Annotated in this window: 22 protein-coding genes; 17 read left to right on the top strand and 5 right to left on the bottom strand. The window is 37.3% G+C overall.

What is annotated here, in order from left to right; all coding sequences use genetic code 11:
- Positions 1 to 177 precede the first annotated feature (177 nt).
- From V7201_RS19385 to V7201_RS19400, 4 genes are all read left to right on the top strand, one after another.
- A complete protein-coding gene (locus V7201_RS19385) occupies positions 178 to 1,131 on the top strand; it encodes an ATP-grasp domain-containing protein (RefSeq protein WP_335378409.1) in 954 nt (317 codons plus the stop codon).
- 224 nt (positions 1,132 to 1,355) lie between these two features.
- Positions 1,356 to 2,180 (top strand): pentapeptide repeat-containing protein, encoded by an 825-nt coding sequence (locus tag V7201_RS19390; RefSeq protein ID WP_335378410.1) that lies wholly within the window; start codon positions 1,356 to 1,358, stop codon positions 2,178 to 2,180.
- Positions 2,181 to 2,291: 111 nt separating this feature from the next.
- A complete protein-coding gene (locus V7201_RS19395; protein WP_335378411.1) occupies positions 2,292 to 2,795 on the top strand; it encodes a DinB family protein in 504 nt (167 codons plus the stop codon).
- A gap of 28 nt (positions 2,796 to 2,823) precedes the next feature.
- The gene (locus tag V7201_RS19400; RefSeq protein ID WP_335378412.1) at positions 2,824 to 3,330 is read left to right on the top strand and encodes a GNAT family N-acetyltransferase; all 507 of its coding nucleotides are present in this window, start codon (positions 2,824 to 2,826) and stop codon (positions 3,328 to 3,330) included.
- Between the two features lie 50 nt (positions 3,331 to 3,380).
- On the opposite strand, the gene V7201_RS19405 is transcribed toward V7201_RS19400, so the two are convergent.
- The gene (locus V7201_RS19405) at positions 3,381 to 4,223 is read right to left on the bottom strand and encodes a DUF2785 domain-containing protein (RefSeq protein ID WP_335378413.1); all 843 of its coding nucleotides are present in this window, start codon (positions 4,221 to 4,223) and stop codon (positions 3,381 to 3,383) included.
- A gap of 144 nt (positions 4,224 to 4,367) precedes the next feature.
- Here V7201_RS19405 and V7201_RS19410 point away from each other — a divergent pair, with 144 nt between their 5' ends.
- Complete coding sequence (locus V7201_RS19410; protein ID WP_335378414.1) at positions 4,368 to 4,610, top strand: hypothetical protein; 243 nt, start codon at positions 4,368 to 4,370, stop codon at positions 4,608 to 4,610.
- A 14-nt stretch (positions 4,611 to 4,624) separates the two neighbouring features.
- Positions 4,625 to 4,924, top strand: coding sequence for a hypothetical protein (locus tag V7201_RS19415; protein WP_335378415.1), 300 nt, complete (start codon positions 4,625 to 4,627; stop codon positions 4,922 to 4,924).
- A 1,251-nt stretch (positions 4,925 to 6,175) separates the two neighbouring features.
- On the opposite strand, the gene V7201_RS19420 is transcribed toward V7201_RS19415, so the two are convergent.
- Positions 6,176 to 6,691: an acyl-CoA thioesterase gene (locus tag V7201_RS19420; RefSeq protein ID WP_335378416.1), complete on the bottom strand. Its 516-nt coding sequence runs from the start codon at positions 6,689 to 6,691 to the stop codon at positions 6,176 to 6,178.
- Between the two features lie 513 nt (positions 6,692 to 7,204).
- On the opposite strand from V7201_RS19420, the gene V7201_RS19425 reads away from it, so the two are divergent.
- Entirely contained in the window at positions 7,205 to 7,594 is a 390-nt protein-coding gene (locus tag V7201_RS19425) for a thiol-disulfide oxidoreductase DCC family protein (protein ID WP_335378417.1), read from the top strand.
- A gap of 90 nt (positions 7,595 to 7,684) precedes the next feature.
- On the opposite strand, the gene V7201_RS19430 is transcribed toward V7201_RS19425, so the two are convergent.
- On the bottom strand, positions 7,685 to 9,010 hold the full coding sequence (locus tag V7201_RS19430) for a DUF3238 domain-containing protein (protein WP_335378418.1): 1,326 nt from the start codon (positions 9,008 to 9,010) through the stop codon (positions 7,685 to 7,687).
- 258 nt (positions 9,011 to 9,268) lie between these two features.
- Between V7201_RS19430 and V7201_RS19435 the strand changes: the two genes are divergently transcribed.
- A complete protein-coding gene (locus V7201_RS19435) occupies positions 9,269 to 9,763 on the top strand; it encodes a hypothetical protein (RefSeq protein ID WP_335378419.1) in 495 nt (164 codons plus the stop codon).
- A 98-nt stretch (positions 9,764 to 9,861) separates the two neighbouring features.
- Here the strand turns inward: V7201_RS19435 and V7201_RS19440 are convergent, their stop codons facing one another.
- Complete coding sequence (locus V7201_RS19440; protein ID WP_335378420.1) at positions 9,862 to 10,830, bottom strand: NAD(P)-dependent alcohol dehydrogenase; 969 nt, start codon at positions 10,828 to 10,830, stop codon at positions 9,862 to 9,864.
- Between the two features lie 306 nt (positions 10,831 to 11,136).
- Here V7201_RS19440 and V7201_RS19445 point away from each other — a divergent pair, with 306 nt between their 5' ends.
- The 9 genes from V7201_RS19445 (at position 11,137) to V7201_RS19485 (ending at position 18,669) form a co-directional block, all read left to right on the top strand.
- Positions 11,137 to 12,066, top strand: a complete 930-nt coding sequence (locus V7201_RS19445) for a DMT family transporter (protein ID WP_335378421.1) — start codon at positions 11,137 to 11,139, stop codon at positions 12,064 to 12,066.
- A 616-nt stretch (positions 12,067 to 12,682) separates the two neighbouring features.
- Entirely contained in the window at positions 12,683 to 13,636 is a 954-nt protein-coding gene (locus V7201_RS19450; protein ID WP_335378422.1) for an NAD(P)-dependent alcohol dehydrogenase, read from the top strand.
- 226 nt (positions 13,637 to 13,862) lie between these two features.
- A complete protein-coding gene (locus V7201_RS19455) occupies positions 13,863 to 14,684 on the top strand; it encodes a putative protein N(5)-glutamine methyltransferase (RefSeq protein WP_335378466.1) in 822 nt (273 codons plus the stop codon).
- 102 nt (positions 14,685 to 14,786) lie between these two features.
- The gene (locus V7201_RS19460; protein WP_335378423.1) at positions 14,787 to 15,365 is read left to right on the top strand and encodes a GNAT family N-acetyltransferase; all 579 of its coding nucleotides are present in this window, start codon (positions 14,787 to 14,789) and stop codon (positions 15,363 to 15,365) included.
- Positions 15,366 to 15,698: 333 nt separating this feature from the next.
- Positions 15,699 to 16,136, top strand: coding sequence for a GNAT family N-acetyltransferase (locus tag V7201_RS19465; RefSeq protein ID WP_335378424.1), 438 nt, complete (start codon positions 15,699 to 15,701; stop codon positions 16,134 to 16,136).
- A 312-nt stretch (positions 16,137 to 16,448) separates the two neighbouring features.
- The gene (locus V7201_RS19470) at positions 16,449 to 17,093 is read left to right on the top strand and encodes a pentapeptide repeat-containing protein (RefSeq protein WP_335378425.1); all 645 of its coding nucleotides are present in this window, start codon (positions 16,449 to 16,451) and stop codon (positions 17,091 to 17,093) included.
- Between the two features lie 156 nt (positions 17,094 to 17,249).
- Positions 17,250 to 17,726: a GNAT family N-acetyltransferase gene (locus V7201_RS19475; RefSeq protein ID WP_335378426.1), complete on the top strand. Its 477-nt coding sequence runs from the start codon at positions 17,250 to 17,252 to the stop codon at positions 17,724 to 17,726.
- Between the two features lie 87 nt (positions 17,727 to 17,813).
- Positions 17,814 to 18,059: a F0F1 ATP synthase subunit C gene (locus tag V7201_RS19480; RefSeq protein ID WP_335378427.1), complete on the top strand. Its 246-nt coding sequence runs from the start codon at positions 17,814 to 17,816 to the stop codon at positions 18,057 to 18,059.
- A gap of 214 nt (positions 18,060 to 18,273) precedes the next feature.
- On the top strand, positions 18,274 to 18,669 hold the full coding sequence (locus V7201_RS19485) for a DUF3224 domain-containing protein (RefSeq protein WP_335378428.1): 396 nt from the start codon (positions 18,274 to 18,276) through the stop codon (positions 18,667 to 18,669).
- Between the two features lie 156 nt (positions 18,670 to 18,825).
- Here the strand turns inward: V7201_RS19485 and V7201_RS19490 are convergent, their stop codons facing one another.
- The gene (locus V7201_RS19490; RefSeq protein ID WP_335378429.1) at positions 18,826 to 19,416 is read right to left on the bottom strand and encodes a CPBP family intramembrane glutamic endopeptidase; all 591 of its coding nucleotides are present in this window, start codon (positions 19,414 to 19,416) and stop codon (positions 18,826 to 18,828) included.
- Positions 19,417 to 19,521: the final 105 nt, after the last annotated feature.

Consider the following 19,521-nt stretch of genomic DNA (forward strand, 5'->3'; position numbering starts at 1 on the left):
AATCAACAGCCTTGTTTAATAGAGCCTTTAGTAAAAAAATGGCTTGAATCGAAGAAACACAAGAAATGGATAAATGAACTATCCTTCATTATTTTAGTGGTGGGATTTTACCAAGAAAAACGAGGGGAATTGCTATTTATCTTTAAAAATAAATTGTGTATAAAGGAGAGAAAGAATTTGAGCAAAGTTTATGTCATACACGAAAATAGCGAATGGACCGTCCATTTAACGAAGAGGCTTGAGGAGCTGGGAGTGCCATATGAAGAATGGCATCTTGATCAGGGCTTGCTGGATTTATCAACGGAGCCGCCCGAGGGAATATTTTATAGCAGAATGAGCGCGTCCTCCCATACAAGAGGCCATCGCTTTGCACCTGAATATGCTTCGCAAGTTTTAGCATGGCTGGAAGCCCACGGTCGAAAGGTGCATAACGGAACACAGGCACTTGATTTAGAGGTTAGCAAGGTGAAGCAATACCTGGAGCTTAACAAATTTGGTGTCAGGACGCCTAAGACTATAGCGGCAGTTTGCAAAGGTCATATTCTTGAGGCAGCAAGCAATTTTGAAGGAAAAACGTTTATCACCAAGCATAATCGTGCGGGGAAAGGCCTCGGTGTCCAGCTGTTCCAATCTCTTGAAGCGTTGAAGACATATGTTGAAGGACCTGCTTTTGAAGAACCGGTTGATGGCGTCACACTCATCCAAGAATACATCCTTTCACCCGAAAGCTATATCACTAGATGCGAGTTTGTTGGCGGTGAGTTTGTATATGCTGTTAGGGTCGATACATCAGAAGGATTTGAATTATGCCCCGCGGACGCTTGCCAGATTGGTGATTTATTCTGCCCTGTCGGGGAGGAAGTTGAAGAGAAACCGAAATTCCAGATTATCGAAGGATTCAATGACCCTATCATTGATAAATTTAAAAGGGTTCTCGAAGCAAATAATATCAGTGTGGCAGGAATCGAATTTATCCGAAATGAAAAAGGAGACATTTTCACATACGACATTAATACAAATACCAACTATAATGGCGATGCAGAAGCTAAGTCAGGAAAATATGGCATGCTTGAGCTGGCAAAATTTTTAAAAGCTGAGCTTACTTCAGAATATAATCTAAGCATTAAGTGAGAGTGTTGTGGGATGCTCAATATGAGAGTATTTTTACACTAATTATACATCGTTCTGTGATCAGCTAATAAACGGCTAAGTTGCATCAAGTATGACCCCGGTATTGTACCGGGGTCTTTTATTGGATTCTTCCAGGGGTATTCCTGATAAGTGAAGGAAGTGATAAGCTATTGCTTAAATACATAATTTGGATTTCTGTAATGTGTTTTATGAGGAGTGGAAGGATGTCTATCCAATTAGAGAATAATAATCTAAAATATTTGCACGCAGATTGTACAAATTGTTTTGGTTTATGTTGTGTAGCACTGCCTTATGCGAAATCAGCAGATTTTGCTTTTAATAAAGAAGGGGGTTCTCCTTGTCAAAATCTGCAATCAGATTATCGTTGCAGCATCCATAAAAACCTTCGCAGCAAAGGTTTCAAAGGTTGCACGGTTTATGAATGCTTTGGAGCTGGCCAAAAGGTTTCCCAGTTCACATATAAGGGGATTGATTGGCGTGAACATCCAGCATCAGCAAAAGAAATGTTCGATGTATTTCCAATCATGCAGCAGCTTCATGAAATGCTTTGTTATCTGTTTGAGGCGCTTTTCTTTGAGGAAGCCAAGCCGCTACATGCTGATATAGAGTCCGCCTTAGAAAAAACAGAAAACCTTACCAATCAGGACGCTTCTGCCATTCTAAACCTTGATATTCAGGCCCACAGGGCAATGGTGAATGATTTGCTTTTACAGACCAGCGAATTGGTCCGTTCAAAAGTTAAAAATAAGGACAAAAGGGTAAAACGGGGAAGCAGTTTTATCGGTGCAAAAATGCGACGGGAGAACTTTAGAGGAGCTAATTTGCGTGGAGCACTGCTGATTGCAGCTGATTTAAGAGAAGCAGATTTAAGAGATTGTGATTTTATCGGAGCCGATTTGAGAGACGCCGATTTAAGCGGTGCAAACCTTGCGGGAAGTTTCTTTCTGACCCAAGCACAAATTAATTCAGCTAAAGGCGATCAACGTACAAAGTTGCCGGAAGGTCTGAAAAAACCTGATCACTGGTAATGGATTCCTAATGAAACGTGGTTATATAATGATTTTTAAAGATAAAGGAATGAAGAAGCTAACGCAGAATACTAATGATGTTGGAACATTATTCACTTAGGGGGAATGGACATGTTTAAAACCTTGAATCGGTTTATGGAATCATGGGAATTTGAAGCAGCTTCTACTCAAAAAGCCCTTAATCAATTAACGGATGAATCGTTAGCCCAGGAAATAACTTCAGAGAATTGGAACTTGGGTCGAATCGCATGGCATATCGTAACAGCGATAAAAGTAATGTCCTCCCAGTCCGGACTTTCGTTTGAAGCACCTGCGAAGGACTACCCTGTGCCTGATTCTGCAAGATTTATTGCTGAGTCCTATGGGCAGGCAAGTTATGCTTTTGCTGATGCCTTAAAAACGCAGTGGACAGACGAAAATCTTGATGAAGTGATCGATTTCTTTGGAAATAAGATGACAAAAGGAACGCTTCTATCTTTCTTAATTCAGCATCAGATTCACCATCGAGGACAAATGACTGTACTAATGCGCCAGGCAGGATTACGGGTACCAGGAATTTATGGGCCATCCAAAGAGGAATGGACTCAGATTGGGATGGAAGCTCCCCAGATGTGATTCAATTTTTTATGGAGTGAGGAAGAATATGGCCCCTTTTATCATAAGCACAGATCGGTTAATACTTAGAAAAATGGATAAGGACGATGCAGGCAAGCTTCTCGAGATATTTTCAGATCCTGTGGCGATGGCGTACTATCCTTCTACTAAAAGTGAAAAAGAAACAAATGGATGGATTGAATGGACATTAAACAATTATGAAAATCATGGGGTAGGTCTCTGGATCGCAGAAGACAAGGAAACGGGAGAGTTTTTAGGGCAATGCGGGATTGTTCCTCAGGTAGTGGATGAAGAGTCCAGAATGGAGATCGGATATCTGTTTGCTAGACGAGTGTGGGGAAATGGCTATGCTACGGAAGCGGCAACAGCTTGTAAAAAATATGGCTTCGAGCATTTGAATTTAAGTGAAATGATCTCATTGGTGGATGTTAACAATCATCCCTCTGCAAAGGTTGCTGAACGAATCGGCATGACGATAAAAAAGAAGATTTTTAAATGGGGTAAAGAGATACTTGTTTACTCTGTGTCAAAATAAGCTCGAAATTAAAGTGTTAGTTCATGCAGCCGCAGTGAATATCACTGCGGCTAATTCTGATGCCACATTTCTAAAATCTCCACAATTCTTTTCCTCGTGCTGACTCCCTCGTTTTTAAACATCAAGCGAAAATATAAGGCTTTCAAGAAATTGCTTGAGTTGGTCTTTTTTCTAAAAATGGATAAAGAAAATCCATTTGGATTTTGCATTTCACCGAGATGATCAGATAGGCTTGTAATCCATTTTTCTAGTACACTCTCATCCATTCCCTTGTCTAAAAGAGCTTCGACTGCATAAATAAGTCGTTCATCCTCTCGATCAGTGTAGGCTGCTTCCTTAAGTATGCAGCCACTAATCGTTTTAAGGCAGTCGTCTGCCAAATCCATTTCAAATAGGGGGTGCTTGATCGCCTCATCCAATAGATCCGCACCATGGGCAATGCTATGCGCCCAGCCTTTTCCTTCCACAAATCCCCGAGTATCCTTTTCTTTATTTAAATAAAGCAGACTGCTTTCAATTGCGTGGATGACTAACGCATCGGAAAGAAAACGTTCACTGCTGTCTTTTCCTAAAATAAGCGCAACAATGAGGGAAGAAAACGCTCTTGTGAAAACGGAATCATCATTCGTGCTGCCAATGCTTAATAACAAGTGATTTTCGTCAAGACAGGTTTCCAATAAATGAGTCAGCTGTCGTTCATTAAGATAATCTTGTTTAATTAAATAGTAAAAAGAAGTATAGATCAGCTTGTCTCTTAACTCAGAGTCAGTGGAACCGATATGGTTTGCCATTTGCTGAATAAGTTGATTGAGATCCTTATTTTTAATGGTTTCAGGCTGCTTAAAATTAAGATCTTTCAGTTCTTCTTTTAATAAAAGAGCTGTATTTTCCATAATCACCAATCCTAGTTTTTGTTTAAATATACTTTAACATAATTTTCCTGAATCGACTCTCTAAAGCATTTCATTTTTAATAGTTTATATATCCGCAATTAAGGAGGAGATTTTGTAACGGCTGAAGCAAGAACGGTTACAAGTGTGTTCAGGGATTTTAAACCAGCTGCATTTGCAGATGTACACGATCATGGTTTTAATACGATCACGGAGGATGATCATCGCTTCGTACCAATCCAGGTGGCTGCAGTAGTAGCGGATCCTTTTCCAGATCCATTCAGTGGTAAGCAATATAAAGTGATAAAGATGTTTTTAACCTTGGAAAGCAGGGGGAGACCGGCAGTAAAGTTGTTAATGATTAAAATGCAGTTCTTTTCCATAAGCTAAGCCCGGGTGATAAAATGGAAAAAATACTTTCCATCCTTCTATGGATTGGCTGTATTGCAATGTTATCTTTTGCGTATGAGGATTACCTTGTCACTGAATTTTCATTTCATGAAGAAGAGGGAATCATAGCGGGCAAAGGTGTGGGTAAGAATGTGAAAAATATCTATGGCAATTACAATGTTGAAAACGAATATTGGCTGCAGATTAATGGTAAAAAAATAGTTGTACGAAAAGAACTTTACGATTCTGTGGAAGCCGATGAAGCAGTAAGGGTGAACAGAACGAAATACGGAACAATGATCGAAAGCCAATAAAGCCAGGAAAAAGAAACGCATTTATTGCGTAACGGTTTTTTTTATTGTCGCAAAAATCCAATATGTATAGTGAAATGACCATCAATTTATATGTTAATTTGTTGGTCATTTTTTATTGATATAACGCGAATAATGATAAAAGTAGACTAAGAAATGTGGTCCAATTTGTATTTCGAAATGGAAGGTTGCAAAGGTTTTCTGTTACCTCGTTAATTGGACTGCAAAATTCTGTTTTTATTTACACTTTGGCTCTGTAATTATTCATTCGTATAGGTATGAGAATGAATAGGCGGAGAATTTCCGGCTAATGTATATAGAGGAGGCTTAAGAATCAAAAATAAGCGGATTAATTCCGGTTAACTGCTCTAAATTAAGTCAAAATTCAAAGGTTTGAATCATATAAGCGGAAAATCTCCGCTTATTCTTAAGGAAATATGGGTGTTTCCCAATTTAAACGGAATTTTTCCGGTTATTTTTCTAACACAGTTCAGGTTTATACCAGTACTTTGACCATAAAACGCATTATACATAAGGTGCCCCTAAATAATATGCTTACATAACAAAAAGCCCTGCTTTTTGCAGGACAAAAGGTATAACAAATATAAGAAGATTTTTAATGTATTTTTATAAAACGTGACAGGTATTTGAACCCATTATTTATCACGGGAGTTTCTTTATATAACTTATGATTGTGACTTAACATCCTTTCCTGCGCTAAGCAAAAATAGAAAAGTCCATTCGATACACAAGAGGGTCAACCCTAGCAGAAAATCAATCATTTTATCTCTCATTGCTGCCAACTCCTTGTTGTTAGTACAAGAGTAATTATAATTCCATTTAGGATGCCATTATCCTTTCGAAATTGAACATTTGATGAACGCAAAGGGGACAAAATGTGAACAAAATGAAATGGTTCCAAAATTCTAAGAACTATCTACGGTCCTATATACACCTTTTTGCAAAGTGCCATATTTCAGCAATTGGTTATGGAGTGGAGACCTGAAGGAAAAAGAAGGGAGATATCACGACCGTTTGTAGCTGCATTACTTATGTTTTATTTATCTGAATACTGCACTGTATTATAAACTTATCTCTTCGCATTCGAAAAAGAAATGGAAGAAAGCATCTATTGATTTACTAGGATATCGAAGGACGGTTTAACATGAATTACAAGCCTATTGAATTAGTCGTCTGGCTAAATAAGAAGGAACCCGCTCATTTGGCTGGGTTCCTTCAGTACGTTTTTACCTACTACCATGGAAGATCTATATCCATTTTCTTAGCAAGTTCTCGGCTTTTTTTCCTTCTCTTCTTCCTGTTTTCGGCTCTCTCAGCTGCACTTTCATGAAGCATGATTTCCTCTTGTGTACTAGGGACGACTTTTGGGATAGATACAGGCTTGCCTTCTTTTGAAAGGGCAACAAATGTGAGGAATGAAGTAGCTGCGAGTTTTCTTTCACCTGTCATCAGATCTTCAGATATGATTTTTACAAATACTTCCATTGATGAAGTTCCCACCCATGTCACAAATGATTCGAGGCAAACAGAATGATCCTTTTGTATGGGGATCAGGAAGTCGACTGAATCAGTCGATGCCGTAACAATATCGCACCTTGCATGACGGGATGCAGATATTGAAGCAACATCATCAATCATACTCATCAATTTTCCTCCATAAAGCGTTCCATGGTTGTTTGTATCGAGTGGAAACACCCTACTTGTCTTTATCACTTTTGATGCAGAACACATCTTGGTTTCTTCATCCATTCCTTTTCCTCTTTTCTTTCTTTTTTTCTATTATATGTTTTTTCGTCTGACGTAGCCATTTAATGCGGTTATAGAATTCATAACCAGAAAATAGAAGTTGCGTGAACATAAAATGTTATCGAAGAAGTGAAAAATTTATAAGGAAAGTAGATATATCCGTTCTGACATAACCATATAGGATAGAGAATGGTTTTATAAAAATTAGATCAGTGGATTTTTAAACTCTTAAAGAAGAAGATTCATCAATATTTATTTTTTAGGGAAACAAGATATGCTCACCAACTTGACCTTACACACGACTTCTTCAAAAAATTAGAGGTGCAGGGAGGTAAAGAGTTTGTTAGACTGGGGAACTCTGCTCATTATCCTTATGAGGCAGTATGTACCGCAGTGATTTTTGGGTGTATAATAACTAAAAAAATTTGAAATCGTTTTTTTTGTTTTATTATCATTTTAAAGGATAAAAGATATAGTAAAGGATTTAACCAAGTCTGATACTAGGAGGGATGTTCGATGCATCCTGTTATTCTGTTTGACGGAGTATGCAACTTCTGTGATGCGAGTGTCCAGTTTATTTTAAACCGCGATCCAAAAGGGATTTTCCAATTTGCTTCGCTGCAGAGTGAAGCTGGGCAGAATCTGGTGAAGAAGCACAATGTGCCTGCTGATGTCGACAGCATGATTTTAATTGAAGATGATAAGGTATATTATAAATCGACTGCGGCGCTGAGAATTAGCCGCCATTTGCAAGGGACGTGGAAATGGCTGTACGGTTTTACCATCATTCCAAGTCCGATAAGGAACATCGTTTACGACTTGATTGCCAAGAATCGATACAAATGGTTTGGGCAAAAGGAAAGCTGCATGCTGCCACCGCCAAATATTAGGAAACGGTTCTTATAGGAGCCGTTTCTCCTTTCGGTGAACACTGGCCGTATTGATGAATAAGAAAAAGAACGGAAAGCAACTGGATGCTTTTCCGTTCTTTTTTGATTATGAGGTAAAAGTGGAGTAACGCCAATATTGGTTTGCAAGTGTACTAGCCATCATCTCCAGTCCCTTGCTCTCTGCTTGATGGATGGGCTGCCAGTCTTCCGTACCTGCTGCTTTTAAATAGATTTCATGATGGGGTGCCTGGTCGTGGAGGCCAACAAGATCGAATTGCCCATCCTTGTAAAACGTACCGCATACTATATAATCGATTGCCGGTGACATAACTAAAGGGTTACTGATGGAATGATGCAATTGAAACATAATTTTATCATCATCAGAAAACACCTTTTTGAGTTTGATCCCCTCATCTGAAGCGTCCGCTTCTTCTATGAATTCTTCTTTTTTGTTAAACGCCTCTGTCTTGCCGACCTCCTTGCTTAACAAAGCAGAAGGGTTTTCTGAATCGATAAAGACGTCGGCCCTGGTGCGAAATTTGGAGGACTCAGGGTCAAAGCTGCGGTTGTCGCCTTTGAAATAGTGATCAGCAGAAGCAGGATTCGGATTTTGCAGCCACTCTTCATTTAAAAAAGTGGTATAGCGCAGCTGCCACAGACGTTCCTTATTACCTTCCGATATTGCACCGACTGGTTTTAATAGCTGGTTGAGTGGACCAATCTTCTTTGTTATTGAAAATTCTTCTTTTGCTGCCATTTCAGTGGACGAATCCTTCTTTATAGCGCCTACAGCATGAGCGACTACCGATTTGATTTCCCACTTGATTTGATCTGAACGCTGCAGCGGCCTTTTTGCTTTTATCGTATAAATGATTTCCTCATCAGATTCCAAATCATCATCTATATAAGAGCAGCAGTCAATTGTTTTCATTTTCACGCCATTTTTAAATATAGTGTACTCGGATACACCCTCAATCGGTTCCCACTCAAGACTGACCTGATTATTAGCAACAACTGAAGTCATGATGAGATCCTGAAGGGCATTTTCTCTTTCTTTATAATCTACCTCCGTTCTTGTTTGGATTTTCAGTATTTCCTCTACATGATCATTTCCGTCCATTTTTTCAATTGAGTAAGTATAAAGCGTGCCTGGAATAAGGTTTCGGTCCATCAATTTTGTGGCAGGTCCATTATAAATGAGTTTATGATCGCGATACACACGATACCGGCCATGACTCTCTGGCCAGGCAATTGTAATACATGTAGGCTGTTGTTCTATGAGATCCATAATTCGCGAATGAGAGATGGAAGCCGTTTTCCTCCGTCGATTAACAGAGGCAGCATAGAGTGCCCCGGCGATCCCAATAGCGGCAAGAGGCAAAATCCTTTTCGACATTTTTGAAGTATTTAAAATCGGGTTATCGGACTTCATAAATTAATCACCTCTTTATTGAAATTTGAACTTGCTTTTTGTTTACCCACTATAAGGGTATAGAACGCATTTAAATGTGCTGTGAAGCAGAAAGGCAATAAAGAAAGGGGATAAAGTTTATTTTTTTAAGGCTAGCAAGCTATTTCTGCTTTTGCTAAAGTTATAGGGTCTTACCATTAGAAAATGAATGTGGAAACATAAAAGCTTAAGACTTTTAATTACCGTTTTAAAATTTTTTTACATAAAGGTGAAAGTTATATGGAACTAAATATTCGTGCAGAACAAATGATAGAGGCAAACAATGTTTTAGCTAGACCAATTGAATTTTATGTTTTATATGTATATGAATGCGTTTTGGATGCGGTTAAGTCAGAAAAACAGCCTGGTCTAGCTCAGCAATTGATAGATAGAAGTCACAAGTTGATTGAACACAATGCCTCTGAAGACATAGAAAAGATAGAAAATAACTTTAATCATATTTTTATTAAAGAAGATGAGGAACAAGACTTCGCCTATGATTTAGAGATTTATTTTTACAAAGCGTATTGCCTTGGAGGAAAAGTGTTATGTGGAAGGACACTGAAATCAGGAGAGATAGCAGAATTACAGAATAATTTCTTTATTAAACATCCCATCTATTCTTTCTTGTTAGAATATCAAGAACTGTATAAAGTTATCTTTGAACAACTGCAGGTAGTAGATCATTTCAAGTTAAGCGTATTGTTTTATTATCAGAATCAGACAGGTTTATAATTCTAGGTAAATTTTTAAGGGTTTTGAAATGTAATAAGCGGAGAACACACATTATAGATAGTGTGCGTTCTCCGCATTCATTTCTTCTATATCAAATTTTATATTGTAATAACAACTTTTCCTCGAGCGTGACCTTCACCAAAATACTTGAAAGCTTCTCTAATTTCACCTAAGCTATAGCTTCGGTCTATAACTGGTTTTACCTTTCTGGCTTCTATTAATTCTTTTATATCTTTTAAATCTTTTTGGTTCGGTCGTTGTAAGAAAGTCCTTATTTTCTTATTTCCTGTCGTTGAAATCCAAGGTCCCTTAAGCATGGCTTGAAACATTTGAGTTTCGGATCCTCCGACGTGGACAAATGTTCCATTTGGACTTAATGAACGCTTATATGCTGAAATTGGCTGATTTCCATTCACGCCAAGTATCAAATCATAACACTGCCCGTTTTGGGTGAAATCTTCCTTTTTATAGTCGATGAGATGGTCTGCTCCTAATGATTGCAATATGTCTAAATTTCTCGTGCTGCATACACCGGTTACCTCAGCACCAAGTGCTTTGGCAATTTGAACAGCGAAAGTGCCGACGCCTCCAGAGGCTCCATGAATCAATACCTTTTGCCCAGGCTTAATCTTGCCTTTACCCCTCAAGGCTTGTAAGGCCGTCACTCCTGCCATAGGGACAGAAGCCGCTTCCTCAAAGGAAATATTGGGGGGCTTTAATGCTAAAGCACTTTCAGGCACCGATACATATTCTGCAAAGCCACCCCAGCCACAGCTGGCAAGGTCTCCAAACACCTCATCACCTGGTTGAAACTGCTTAACCTCTTTACCAACTGCTTCAACCGTGCCTGCTATGTCACCGCCAGGTATCGAGTATTTTGGTTTAAAAAGGCCGAAAGCAAAGCGCGTTAAAAATGGTTCACCTTTCATCAGAACCAGGTTTCCATAGTTCACTGAAGATGAGTGGATTTTCACCAGAACTTGATGATCATTAGGAATAGGTTTTTCCACCTCAGTTAATTCAAGAACTGCAGGAGAACCATATTTTTTACATACGATAGCCTTCACAAGCATTCCTCCCTATATTCTGTAAGCATGTATCCGACTAACTTACTAAATAATTAATAATATCGCGGAATAAACGATATAAGACCAACAATAGAAAAAAGAAGTTCACAGGACACGTTAATTCGGTGAAGCATTTTTATAACTAGATCCTATGTATCACCACTTGCAATTTCATATAGGATTTTATGGTAATATAATATTTAATGTGATTAATAGATTATGTGGACTAGTTAAAGACTTTAGCACACTAACGCACTGGGGGTCTGACCCCCAGTGGTTTAATGCGGTGAAGGGGAGCTGAGCATATTGCTGCGTCTTAAAGGGATTTTGATGATTGTGATTGGGTCGATGTTATGGGGGACGACTGGTTCACTGACGGAATGGGTGTTGAGCAATACGGATTTGACGGTGCCATTTCTGCTGACGGTTCGTTTGATAGTTGCGGGATCTGTCATATTGCTGTTTCTGGCCATAAAAAAGGAAGATATATTTGGGGTAGTAAAGGCTAATTACTGGCGCAATCAGCTGATTCTTTTTAGTATTTTTGGGATGGTTGGTTTGCAATTTACCTTTTCTTATGCAATCGAAACGAGCAATGCAGTCGTTGCAACGTTATTGCAGTTTTCTGCGCCAATTTTTGTCGTGCTTTATGTTTCATTATCACATAAGAAATTCCCTCCGCGGTATCAAATCCTAGGAATAGCAGGAACATTGGCCGGTCTTTTCTTACTCCTTACAAACGGCTCGCTCGGAAAACTGCTCGTCAGTAACGAAGCCTTGCTCTGGGGGGCAGCTGTAGGATTAACATTCGCTTTCTATACATTATATCCAGCTCGTCTGATGAAGGAATGGAGCGTACTAGCCATCGTTGGGTGGAGTATGCTGCTTGGCGGGATTGTTCTCGGTCTGATCAACCGTGTATGGCAATCTGACCATTGGCCATTCCTCGTTCAGCCACAAGGACTTCTCATCATGAGTATACTGATTATATTTGGCACGATGGCATTTCTATTGTTCTTAGCCAGCATGAAGTATATAAGTGCCGTTGAGACAAGTATTTTATCAAGCGTGGAACCATTAACCGTCATGGTCATTTCAGTCATCTGGTTTGATACAATGCTGCATAGCATCCAACTGCTTGGCGTTGGTCTCATGCTCGTGTTCGTTACGTGGCTGTCGATAGGCGGAAATAAAGCAGCAGTGGAGAGTAAAAATGTTAAGCGGAAGAGTGCTTAAATCATGGAAATTACATAACGGTAAATTAAAGTAGCCTCGCATGGTAACAGGTTCGGGTACTTATCATCAAAAGTGATTGTACATTATTAAAAGTACTGTGTTTTAAGTATAAAAAAATATTATTTGTTTTGTGGACCAAATTGCTATGGTAGAGCTTTGGTCCTTTTATTTTTTTACATTTAACAAATCATTTTTACTTTGAAAGGATATATGTCTCTTTTATTGGGTTTCCATATTTAACTATCGGAGTAGGTTAACTGAAGAAGGATTTAGAAAGAATTAAAGCAATGTGACTGATTTTGTTGAGGGAGAAATTTTGATTTCTAAATTTAATGGATTATATCTTGAGTTAGCGGTCAATTCGATTCTGCGTATGCTGGTCAATTCTGTCTTCAGTTTTAAACTTTGAAAAGAAAGACCAAAGGTGAAAATATAGGGGGTTATATGATATTTACTTTTCTGATGGTTGTTATTTGGATGGCCATCCTGAACTAACGGGTTAGTGTTTTAAAAAAAGTACGTTAAAAAGTCTGAATATTTAGGAAACAATCATATAATAAGAATAAGTTTTTATTAAATAAATGCCTTAAATTAGAATTATTTTGGAGGTATGCAGGTGAGAGCAGCAATTTATAGTACCTATGGTTCCCCTGAAGTTATGAGTATAAAGGATATCGAACAGCCTTCCATCAAGGAACAAGACAGGGTGTTGATTCGTGTACACAGTGCATCTGTCAATACTTTAGACTATTTGTACCGAAAGGGTTATTTACCAACAAGGTTGGATAATGGATTAACGAAACCCAAAAATCCCATACTGGGCATAGATGTGGCGGGGACTATTGAGGCTGTAGGTGAAGATGTTCGCAAATTTAAGGTGGGTGATCACGTATTTGGTAGTTGCTTCGGGTCTCATTCTGAATATGTCTCTCCACGTGAGAATTTCCTATGTCATATGCCGAAAAACATTACTTTTGAAGAAGCTGCTGCTATTCCGTGTGCTGCTCAAACTGCGTTGCAGGCATTAAGAGACGTAGCACAGGTAAAACCAGGGCAAAGAGTTCTCATCTATGGAGCTTCGGGAGGTGTAGGACACTTTGCTGTTCAACTTGCAAATTACTATGGGGCGGAAGTAACTGCTGTTTGTAGTACCTCCAATTTAGACTGGGTAAAGAATCTTGGAGCCCATTATGTACTGGACTATACTAAGGAAGATTTCACTGTTCATAGGAATAAATACGATGTTATTCTGGATGCTGTTGGTAAGCGAACCTTTTTCAGTTGCTTACGATCTTTAACCGAGAAAGGTGTTTATATTACTGAGCACCTTTTTTTCCCTAAATATCATCCATTTCAAGTAATGATAGGTTCATTTTTAGGCAGCAAAAAAGCAAAGATTCATTTTACAAAACCCAATGATGAAGACTTGGCTTTTTTAAGTAGTATTGTGGAACAAGAAAAATTAAGACCTGTTATTGAAAAATGTTATCCTTTGGAACAGATTGTAGAGGCTCATCATCATATTGAAAGTGGGCGTACAAAGGGGAAGATTATTCTCAAAGTCAAATAGTGTATATACATATTAGATGGTAAATTGATGGTGTGAACTCCATTTAAACAAACAGTGCATTTTTATTTTTTACGAAAAAATGCACTTAAATTAATGGGTGCGTTGATCCAAGAAGGATTAACCGCCTTTTTTATTAAATTCCTTACTGAAAAATGTGACAGCCTAGTTGAAGAAGGATATTATTTTTACTTATACTTATAGAATACAGAGTGAAATTACATATGTTATGGAAGCGGTGAGATTAATCGGACAAAAACTTAACCAATTCTTAGATTATAAAACTGAACAAAGCATAATCAACAAACTTCGGACCGAGGGTTGTGTCTTTGCTGAAGAAGAAACACAGTTACTAATTTCTGAGGCCAGTAATATAGAAGAACTAATGAGTATGGTTGAAAAACGATTAAGTGGTTTACCGCTTGAATACGTGCTTGGATTCACGATGTTTTGTGGTATACGAATAGAAATTGAACAGGGTATTTTTATACCTCGCAGGCGAACAGAGTTTCTGGTAGAACAAGCAAAAGTTTTAACTTGCCCAAATGATATTGTTTTGGATTTATGTTGCGGGTCTGGTGCTGTTGGCGCTGCAATAGCAACCGGCCTTAAAAAGATTTTATTACACTCCGTTGATATTGACCCCGTTGCTGTACGATGTGCTTCACATAACATAACTAAGATTGGTGGTCACGTTTATCAAGGTGACTTATATAATGTATTACCCCATTCCTTGAGAGGTAAAGTGAACATCATAGTGGCTAATGCACCTTACGTTCCTACTGACTCAGTAAAACTCCTGCCACGAGAAGCACGTATATATGAACCAAAAGTGTCACTTGACGGAGGAAAGGATGGGCTAGACATTCATCGTATGGTAGCGAAAAAGGCAACCCAATGGCTTGTATCTGGGGGACATCTATTGATAGAGACGAGCGAAAAGCAGGGCGCAAAAACTTTTGAAATCTTTGTTAAAGCTGGACTAATTACCAAAGTAGTGAGAGATAAAAAATTGGATGCAACAGTTGTTATTGGAACAAAATCTGGTTAAGAGTATGATCAACTAACGGGGCATTGATCCATTAAAGGATTAAGGCTCTTTTTAGTTGAATAATTACGAAAGGTACAGATTAGTTAAAGAAGAATTTAAAAAATGAAGGGAACTTTCTTACGAAATGGAGTTGCAATTAAAATGATAATTAGGGCTGTAAAACAAAAAGAATATAGTTTTATAGAAGATTTTGTTTATGAAATATTCAAGAATACCAACTTTTCAGATTGTGTAGTTGAAAAATCTCTTGTAAGAGAGATTCGGGAAAAACAATATTACATGCCAGAACTTGATTTAGTTGCTGAGGAGAAGGGGGGAATTATAGGACACTTTATACTTTCAAAACTTCCATTAAGTAATAAATTTGAAAATGAAATATTAATGTTATCCCCCGTTTCTGTGGCGATTAATAAGCAACGGCAAGGTGTTGGTAAGTTTATGTTGCAGGAAGGTATTAAATTAGCTTCTGATAGAGGGTATAAGGGAATTATTGTTGAAGGAGATTTTAGGTATTATCGACGCTTTGGATTTAAAACATCAACTGAGTTCGGTATATATGCTTCCAAGAAAAACTTACCACCATCCAAGGAGAACTTAATGGCAATGGAGTTGTGTGAAGATGGGTTGAAAAACATCTCAGGTGAAGTGGACTATACAATTTATCATTCATTGACACATTGAAACATATTTTACACCACAATAATAGGCAAAAAAAATTCTAGAAAGTATGACGTTGGTCTTTGTTAATTCAATAAAAATTGATGTTATATAACTACGTGTTTCTTAAATTACTTATAACAAAAAAATTAATGCTAGTTTCAGATTGTGTATTATGTACACTAACATACGGGCGCGTTGATCCAGGAAGGATTAACCGTTTTTTTGTTGAATTCCTTATTGAACATATGGAGCAGGTTAGCACAGGAATAATCCTAATAATAAAGACTTCGGAGGAGAATTATTGGGATATTATGCTAAACTGAATAAAAGGAAATTAAAGGACTGATTCAATTAATGGATATTAGAAAACCTAATGATTTTGAACTGAAAGAGGTATTATCTCTATCGCCACAAGCTGTTTTTGATGGCACATTAGGTGAAGTAGAACCTACGAAAGAAAAAATTGACCAACTTGTTAAACCACTTTTGGAAAAGGGAAGCTATTATTTAATAGCATCAGAAAATGATAAGTTAATGGGCTGGATTCTTATAGGGACTAGCAAAGACAAACTTACTGATATGATGAATGGATTTATTTACGAACTATTTGTTCTTGAAGAATTTAGAGGAAACGGGATTTCCAAACTATTAATGAGAGCAGGCATTGACCAGCTAAAACAAGATGGATATTCTGAAATCCGTCTAAGTGCATATGCCGGGAATCAAGCAATTAAACTGTATGAAAAATTGGGATTTAGCATAAGGACAATAACTATGAGTTTGCAGTTATAAGAAACTAACTTATTTCACTAAAAGGTACCGTATTCTAATATGCCGATATTAAATAAGCAAAACTCGCTTAACGATTACGTTAAGCGAGTTTTTATTTCCTTATTAATTTTGTTAGCTAAATGGGCGGTTAAAATGTACCGTAATTTGCAAGCTTCAAGAAGACCCGTTACTCTCACGGTCCCTTTTTTCATTTCGAAACTAAGTTTTTTGACACAACCTAATAAAAAAATAAAGACTTATAAGCAAAAGAATTTGTGTGTAAAGTTACAGGTACATACTATTTTTCAAGAAAACGATAAGAGGTGTACCGAGTTGAAAAAAATAAAAGTAGATCAACCGAAAATTCCAGCATATTTAGAGAAAGCAAATTTTCAAGATATTTACTATGAGGAAGATCCTGAGTTAGTGAATTGTGAAGTGGATGGTGCGGTGGTTGATCATGAGGTAATGGATAGGGTATTTTTCTCAAAAGTCCATTTCAAAAATACTACATTTATTCATTCTTCATTTAATAAAATTGATGTTACGGATGTCATTTTTGAGGATTGTAATTTGTCGAATGCCAATTTTTCTGGAGGGATCGTTCATAGAGTTGTTTTTAAGGATTGCAAATTATTAGGGATAAATCTTTCAGAAGCGAACCTTGGTAACGTTTCTTTTGAAAATTGTGATGTGAATTTAAGCGACTTTTCTGAAGCGAAATTAAAGCAGGTAAGATTTGATCAATCGTCACTGGCAAGTGCTAACTTTTATGAGTGTAAACTGAACAAGGTAGAATTCAACCTTTGCGATCTTAACCAGATTGATTTTACGGAAACTGAGCTAAAGGGAATTGATATCAGCACTTGTACATATGAGCAGCTTAATGTTTCATTAGAAAGCTTGAAAGGCTGTGAGGTCTCTGCAAATCAGGCAATAGGTTTTTCAAAATTGCTTGGATTAATTGTTAAAGATTAAGGTTTTTAAATGTATCCTTGCCTTAAAATTGTAGAGAAGCAAGGAATGATTATTAAGTTGGAAAATGAAGATACTGTGGATTATATAGTTTACAAGGAACATATATTGTAAGAGGAAAACGGTTTATTAGAATCCAATTAAAAAGAGGGATGTTACTTGTTTTCTTTCCGCAATATTGACCTTTTAACTGACTCTGAAACCATAATAAAATTCAGAAGAGATGCGTTTGTCATCAGTTTTGGTGACGAGAGTTTATTTGGTGATAATGACGTTTACCTAATGAGGGTTAATGAACTTCTTCAAAAGTTTCCAGGTGGGTTGGTGATTGTTGAAGACAGTGCTAAACCAGTTGGTCAGGTAGAGCTGCAAATCATACGTTATAAAAAGAAAGAGATCGGCTATGTTAACCTCTTTTATTTAATTCCTGAATATCGAGGAAAAGGATATGGAACGGCCTTGATGGAATACGCTGAGAATTACTTCCGCAAAAATAAAATGAAAAAATATCAGCTGCGAGTATCTAAGACAAATAGAGGGGCGATCTCCTTTTACGAAAAAAACGGGTTTGAAATGGTCAGGATGGAAGAGGAAGAAGCTGTTCTCTTGTATAGGATGCAAAAGAACTTAGTATAAATGACGTTTCTCTTGAAGCAAACGTCCATTCAGGCTCCCATTCTCTTGCATATAGTGATAATGACACTAATATAGGAGAGGATTGGAATGATGAAAAGTTTCATTCAATGTTGTGTAGGCGTGGGGTTGGCCTTGTTAGGATTTTTAGGGATTGGTTTAGGGATTGGGATATCAGGAGCGGCAACTGTAGAGAGCATTGCTAGACAACCGGAGGCAGCAGAAACAATAATTAGAGCGCATTTTCTATTCGTTGTCATCCCTGAGCTGATTTTGGCCTTATTATTAGTAGGCGTTGCGTGGCATCTTATGAAAAACAATAGTAGCCAAGTTTGAGTTTAAGTAATGGATGAACGCCACTACTTTTATAATTTGGCCTGACACACGACAATCATAGTAATGTGATAATTATGGATGGTTTAATCTAAGTTGCTTTAATTTTCTCATTGTTATCTTTTTTTAAGTGATGCTCCATAAAGTTGTAATGAGATGGTACTTTTTAGGTGTATACTGAAGTAGATTATCACCGAATAAAAGGAGGATTACACGTATGGAGGTTACATTTACAGTTAGCAAATGGGATGAAAAGCCAGTCGATGACACTAGAAAAGATTTCCCTATTAATATTGCACATGTCGAATACGATCTTGACGGTGAATTAAAAGGAAAAGCTTTTGTTGAGTACTTATTCTATTATATAGAATCAAATATAGAAGATGGCCACTTGGCTACTGCGAAAATTTCTGGTTTTCTTCATTTTGAAGGGACTTATAAGGGGAAAAAAGGGACATTTACTGCTGTAGAACAAGGATTATTTGATAAAGGGAATCTAGATTCTCCAGGAACCATTATTAAAACAACTGGTGACTTAGAAGGCTTGAAAGGGTCCTATTATTACAAGTTTTCAAATCAAAGCAGTAAAATGATTCTTGACTTTGAATTTTAAGTAAATACCCTTATACAAAAAGGATACTGTAACAAATAGCGGGATATCGGAATTGGCAAACCATGTAACATCAACTCCACAATACGGATAACCATCTATAACATACAAAAAGCTCAGAGTCTCTGAGCTTTTCTTCTTTTAAGCACATTACTAATTTCAAATGATCCAGCCATTAAAAACCATTCCCAAGTTGATCACCATGTGAAAAACGATCGCTGGGTATATACTATTCGTCTTTAAAACGACGATTGCGTAGAAAAGCCCTCCGAAAGAAAAAAGTAAACAGACTATAAAAGGCATTCCAATTGATAAATGCAATAGACCAAATCCGATACTGGTTATGACGACAGCAAAATAAGTGGAAATGTTTTCTTTTAAGTTTGATAACAGAATACCTCTCCAAAGGATCTCTTCAAGTGTAGCATTTATGACGGCGAACAATATGCCGAATAGTAATATTGATTTTACATAGCTCATTTCTTGATGAAAAAATATTGGTATTAGTATTGCGCTCGAACCTATTAAACCAATAAGTAAAAAATAGGGTAACTTAATTGAATGAAACGGCATCTTGATACTACTTTGCCAATCAGGCAAAAGGGCAAAGATAGAAATTTTCTGTTTAAATAACAATAGTGAAATTGCAGTACCAAAAATGATTAATAGAAGGAAACTTCTATTAATTAGGATTTTTATTTCTGCAGATATACTCCATCCATTGATGTAAATGCTTCCTAATTGAAACATCAAAGTACCTAATAAGAAAAACAGAAACAAGGAAACGGATGAACGGTATTTATTAGTGGAGATGCAGATAAAGAGCAAGAATAATACCAGTATAAATCCCCATAC

Source organism: Bacillus sp. JJ1122 (assembly GCF_036964885.1).
In the GTDB taxonomy this organism is placed as follows: Bacteria; Bacillota; Bacilli; order Bacillales; family Cytobacillaceae; genus Mesobacillus.

Excerpts from the sequence above, each read along its gene's own strand:
- V7201_RS19485 (WP_335378428.1), top strand. The coding sequence starts at position 18,274 with ATGGAGGTTACATTTACAGTTAGCAAATGGGATGAAAAGCCAGTCGAT.
- V7201_RS19420 (WP_335378416.1), bottom strand. The coding sequence starts at position 6,691 with ATGGATGAAGAAACCAAGATGTGTTCTGCATCAAAAGTGATAAAGACA.
- V7201_RS19435 (WP_335378419.1), top strand. The coding sequence starts at position 9,269 with ATGGAACTAAATATTCGTGCAGAACAAATGATAGAGGCAAACAATGTT.
- V7201_RS19405 (WP_335378413.1), bottom strand. The coding sequence starts at position 4,223 with ATGGAAAATACAGCTCTTTTATTAAAAGAAGAACTGAAAGATCTTAAT.
- V7201_RS19480 (WP_335378427.1), top strand. The coding sequence starts at position 17,814 with ATGATGAAAAGTTTCATTCAATGTTGTGTAGGCGTGGGGTTGGCCTTG.
- V7201_RS19400 (WP_335378412.1), top strand. The coding sequence starts at position 2,824 with ATGGCCCCTTTTATCATAAGCACAGATCGGTTAATACTTAGAAAAATG.
- V7201_RS19430 (WP_335378418.1), bottom strand. The coding sequence starts at position 9,010 with ATGAAGTCCGATAACCCGATTTTAAATACTTCAAAAATGTCGAAAAGG.
- V7201_RS19415 (WP_335378415.1), top strand. The coding sequence starts at position 4,625 with ATGGAAAAAATACTTTCCATCCTTCTATGGATTGGCTGTATTGCAATG.
- V7201_RS19390 (WP_335378410.1), top strand. The coding sequence starts at position 1,356 with ATGTCTATCCAATTAGAGAATAATAATCTAAAATATTTGCACGCAGAT.
- V7201_RS19395 (WP_335378411.1), top strand. The coding sequence starts at position 2,292 with ATGTTTAAAACCTTGAATCGGTTTATGGAATCATGGGAATTTGAAGCA.
- V7201_RS19465 (WP_335378424.1), top strand. The coding sequence starts at position 15,699 with ATGGATATTAGAAAACCTAATGATTTTGAACTGAAAGAGGTATTATCT.
- V7201_RS19455 (WP_335378466.1), top strand. The coding sequence starts at position 13,863 with ATGGAAGCGGTGAGATTAATCGGACAAAAACTTAACCAATTCTTAGAT.
- V7201_RS19425 (WP_335378417.1), top strand. The coding sequence starts at position 7,205 with ATGCATCCTGTTATTCTGTTTGACGGAGTATGCAACTTCTGTGATGCG.
- V7201_RS19460 (WP_335378423.1), top strand. The coding sequence starts at position 14,787 with ATGAAGGGAACTTTCTTACGAAATGGAGTTGCAATTAAAATGATAATT.
- V7201_RS19490 (WP_335378429.1), bottom strand. The coding sequence starts at position 19,416 with ATGTTTCAATTAGGAAGCATTTACATCAATGGATGGAGTATATCTGCA.